Below are 4,713 nucleotides of genomic sequence, written 5' to 3' on the forward strand. Positions count from 1 at the left end.
GTCGGGGCCGAAGGACGCCTTCGAAAGCGCGAAGCCACTGTTCGGCGCCTTCACCCGTGCCCAGACCTATCTGGGGCCGGCCGAGGAAGCCCGCTACGCCAAACTATCTGTCAATCTCATGATCGCCGTGTCGGCCGCGATGATGGCCGAGAGCCTGGCGCTGGCGCGCAAAGGCGGCATCGCCTGGCAGGACATCCTGAAGGTGCTCGACGACAGCGCCGTGGCCTCGCCGATGGTGAAATACAAGACTGCGCCGCTGCGGACGCGCGATTTCGAGTCGACGTTCTCCTGCAAGCAGATGGCCAAGGACCTCGATCTCATCCTCGGTGCCGGCCACGCCGTCGGCGTGCCGCTGCAGCTCGCCGCGCAGGTGCGCGAGACCTATGGCGCGCTGGTCGCACAGGGCGACGGCGACACTGATTTCATCGCGACCGTCAAACATCTCGAACGGCTGTCCGGCCTCGGCGAGCCGAAGCTGTGATCAACGGAGGCCCAGATGCGTAACTTCAACGAGAGCACGATCACGGACGCGGTGCTGGAGCGGATCGCGGGCGCGAGCGACCCGCGCATCAAGGAGGTGAGCGAAGCGCTGGTGCGTCACCTTCACGCCTTCGTCCGCGAGGTGCGGCCGACCCAGAAGGAATGGGAGTTCGGCATCGACTTCCTGACCCGCACCGGGCACATGTGCAACGACAAACGCCAGGAATTCATCCTGCTGTCGGACACGCTCGGCGTCTCCATGCTGGTCGACGCCATCAACCATCCGGTGCCGGAAGGCGCCACCGAGACCACGGTGCTCGGGCCGTTCTTCGTCCAGGCTGCGCCGGAAAAGGACAGCGGCGCCGACATTTCCGGCCCGATGGAAGGCGATCCGATGCTTGTCACCGGCTCGGTCTCGACCGCCGACGGAAAGCCGCTCGCGGGGGCGGTGGTCGACGTCTGGCATTCCGACGACGACGGCTACTACGACGTCCAGCAGCTCGACAAGATCGGCGATCTCGCGATGCGCGCGCGTTTCCACACCGATGCGAACGGCCGCTTCCATTTCTGGTCGATCAAGCCTGCCGCTTATCCCATTCCGCATGACGGGCCGGTCGGCGACATGCTGGAGGCGCAGGGACGTCATCCCTGGCGTCCTGCCCATGTGCACTTCATGATCTCGGCGCCCGGTTTCGAGCAGCTGGTGACGCACGTGTTCGTTGCCGGCGACCAGTATCTCGACAGCGACGTGGTGTTCGGCGTCAAGGACAGCCTGATCCGGGAGTTCGTCCGTCATCCCGCCGGCCGTGCGCCGGATGGTCGCATGGTGGAGCGCGCGTATTTTCATCTCAACTACGATTTCGGCCTGAAGCAGCTCGCGAGTAACGCCAGAGCCGCTTAAGCTGGACGTCGGACCAACAAGAGTCCGATAACGGGAGCAGACGGGAGCTTGAGGATGGGACCGCGGGTCAGCACGGGCATATTGGCCGAGCGCCTCGCCGGCATGATCGGCCAGCGCGCAAGCGTCGCGCGCGTCGTGCTCGATCAGCATGGGCAGAGCGAGTCGCACTATCGGAGCCTGCCGCCGGACATCGTCGTCTTTCCGGAGACGACACGGGAGGTCGCCGAGATCGTCAAGCTCTGCGCCAGCGCGGGCATGCCGATCGTCCCGTTCGGCGCCGGCACCTCGCTCGAAGGCAATGCAGCCGCGGTCGCGGGCGGCGTCTGCTTCGACTTCGCGCGGATGAACAAGGTACTGGCCGTGCACGACAGCGATATGGACGTCGTGGTGCAACCCGGTATCACCCGCAAGCAGCTCAATGCGGAGCTGCGCAACACCGGCCTGTTCTTCCCAATCGACCCCGGCGCCGACGCTTCGATCGGCGGTATGACCTCGACGCGCGCCTCGGGCACGATGGCGGTGCGCTACGGCACCATGAAGGACAATGTCATGGCGCTCGAGGTGGTGCTGGCCGATGGCCGCGTGATCCGCACCGCGCGACGCGCGCGCAAATCGGCGGCCGGGTATGACCTCACGCGCATGTTCGTTGGCGCGGAGGGCACGCTCGGAATCATCACCGAGATCACGCTGAAGGTTCATCCGGTGCCGCAGGCGATCTCGGCCGCGGTGTGCAGCTTCGATACCCTCCACGATGCGGTGGATACCGCGATCTCCGTGATCCAGTCCGCAATTCCCGTGGCGCGCGTCGAGCTGCTCGACGACGTCATGATGCGCGGCATCAACGCTTATGCAAAACTCGGCTATCGCGAGGCGCCCACGCTGTTCTTCGAATTCCACGGCTCGGAGAACTCGGTTGCCGAGCAGGCCGAGGCGGCGCAAGCCATCGCCGCCGACCATGGCGGCCATGGCTTTGCCTGGGCGAAGGCGCCAGAAGATCGCAGCCGGCTCTGGCACGCCCGCGACAACACCCTGTATGCCGGCCTCGGCCTAAGACCTGGCGCGCGGGCCGTGATCACCGATGTCTGCGTGCCGATCTCTCGGCTGGCGGAATGCCTGACCGAAACGCGGCGCGATGCGGACGAGCACGGCTTCACCGCGCCGATCGTCGGCCATGTCGGCGACGGCAATTTCCACATGCTGATCCTGATCGATCCGGCGAGGCCCGAAGAGGCCGAGGGCGCCAAGGCGCTGCAGGCCCGCATGGTCGCCCGCGCCATCGCCATGGACGGCACCTGCACCGGCGAGCACGGCATCGGGCTCGGCAAGATCGATTATCTCGCCGACGAGCTCGGCGAGGCCGTCGACGTGATGCGGTCGATCAAGACTGCGCTCGATCCGAATGGGCTGATGAACCCCGGAAAGATCTTTTCAGGCGGAGCCAAGACATGAGTGCAAAGTCATGAGTGCAAAGTCATGAGCGACGCGCTCCCGATCGAGGTCACCTCGCCGACGCCGCTGCTGGAGCTGCGCGGCATCAGCAAGGAATTCCCCGGCGTCAAGGCGCTGGACGACGTGTCCTTTGCCGTCCATCCCGGCGAAGTCCACATGCTGCTCGGCGAGAACGGCGCCGGCAAATCGAGCCTGATGAAAGTGCTCTGCGGCGCCTACCGCGCCGACGCCGGTGAGTTCTACTACAAGGGCGAGACGGTCGCGATCAATTCCACCGCGGATGCGCAGAAGCTCGGCATTGCCGTGATCTTCCAGGAATTCTCGCTGGTCCCCCATCTCGACATCGCTCAGAATATCTTCCTGGGACGCGAGCCGAGGGGCCGCATTCCCGGCACCATCGACCGCCGTAAGATCCTGGCCGATGCGAGGCGGGTGCTCGGCGCGATCGGCTTCGACATCGATCCCTCCACCACCGTCGACAAGCTCGGCGTCGCCCAGCAGCAGATGGTCGAGATCGCCAAGGCGATCAGCCAGAACGCCCGCATCCTCGTCATGGACGAGCCGACCGCGGCGCTGTCCGACCGCGAGACCGAGCTCTTGTTCGCCTTGATCGGGCGGCTGAAGGCTGACGGCGTCTCGATCGTCTATATTTCGCACCGCATGGCTGAGGTGTTCGCGCTCGGCGATCGCATCACGGTGCTGCGCGACGGCCGCCGCATCGACGGCGTCAGGCCGGCCGATGTCACACCGGACCAGCTGGTTCGCATGATGGTCGGTCGCAACGTCGACATGACCTATCCGCGTCATTTCGCCGACAAACCTGGCGAGGTGCTGCTCGAGGTCAAGAGCCTGAGCGCGCCGACCGGCATCTCCGACATCAACATCGAGGTGCGCCGGGGCGAGATCGTCGGCCTGTGCGGCCTGGTCGGCTCCGGCCGCAGTGAGGTCGCCCGCGCCATCTTCGGCGCCGATCCCGTGACCTCGGGCGAGATCATCTTCGACGGCAAGAGCATCTCCGGCGAACCGGACCTTGCCGCCCGCCGCGGCATCGCGCTGATCCCCGAGAGCCGGAAGAGCGAGGGTCTCGCGCTGCTGCGCTCGGTCAGCGACAATCTCGTCGTGTCGGCGCTGCGAAAGCTGTTTCCGAGCGGGATGTTCGACCAGCGCAGGGCCCAGCGCACCGCGGACGGCCTGATCCGCCAGCTGCGCATTGCGACCCCGAGCGCACGCCAGACCGTCGGCCTGCTGTCGGGCGGCAACCAGCAGAAGGTCGTGATCGGCAAATGGCTTGCGGCGGGATCGAAGCTCTTCATCTTCGACGAGCCGACGCGCGGCATCGACATCGGCGCCAAGTCTGAGATCTTCGCGCTGATCGACCGCCTCGTCGCGGAGGGTGCAGCGGCCCTTATGATCTCGTCCGAGCAGGTCGAGATCTGCCACGTCTGCGACCGCGCCTATGTGATGCGCGAGGGTCGCATCGCCGGCCACCTGACGCGCAGCGAATTGACCGAGGAGAACATCGTGCGATTGGGGATGCATCATGCGTGAGGCCGCGGTCGTCGCTCAACCTAATCCGCTGCAGCGCATTCCCGGCGTTGCCATGGTGCTGGTGCTGCTGATCGCGCTGTTCAGCGTGATCGCGCCCGGCTTCCTGTCGGTCGCCAACCTCTCCAACGTGCTGGTGCAGTCGACCATCCTGACCATGCTCGCGCTGCCGATGACGCTGATCATCATGACCGAGGGGCTCGACCTGTCGATGGGCGCGGTGCTGACGCTGACCTCGCTCTGCGTCGCGATCGTGTCGCTCGCGACGAAATCGATGTTGCTGGGCCTCGGCGCCGGCCTGCTGGTCGGCACGGCCTTCGGCCTCGCCAATGGCTGGC

At 65.9% G+C, this 4,713-nt stretch carries 4 protein-coding genes and 1 pseudogene; all 5 read left to right on the forward strand.

The features are described from left to right. A partial coding sequence (locus tag JHD07_RS31015; protein WP_291629061.1) for an NAD-binding protein occupies positions 1–481 on the forward strand: 481 nt, incomplete at its 5' end. Between the two features lie 15 nt (positions 482–496). Continuing rightward, on the forward strand, positions 497–1,381 hold the full coding sequence (locus JHD07_RS31020; protein ID WP_291629063.1) for an intradiol ring-cleavage dioxygenase: 885 nt from the start codon (positions 497–499) through the stop codon (positions 1,379–1,381). Between the two features lie 54 nt (positions 1,382–1,435). Next, positions 1,436–2,830: an FAD-linked oxidase C-terminal domain-containing protein gene (locus tag JHD07_RS31025; protein ID WP_291629065.1), complete on the forward strand. Its 1,395-nt coding sequence runs from the start codon at positions 1,436–1,438 to the stop codon at positions 2,828–2,830. 24 nt (positions 2,831–2,854) lie between these two features. Further along, positions 2,855–4,378, forward strand: a complete 1,524-nt coding sequence (locus tag JHD07_RS31030; RefSeq protein WP_291629067.1) for a sugar ABC transporter ATP-binding protein — start codon at positions 2,855–2,857, stop codon at positions 4,376–4,378. Then, positions 4,371–4,713, forward strand: a pseudogene (locus JHD07_RS31035) (ABC transporter permease); the annotation flags it as partial. The gene JHD07_RS31030 and the pseudogene JHD07_RS31035, both read left to right, overlap by 8 nt.

It is taken from the genome of Bradyrhizobium sp. (genome assembly GCF_016462955.1).
GTDB lineage: Bacteria > Pseudomonadota > Alphaproteobacteria > Rhizobiales > Xanthobacteraceae > Bradyrhizobium.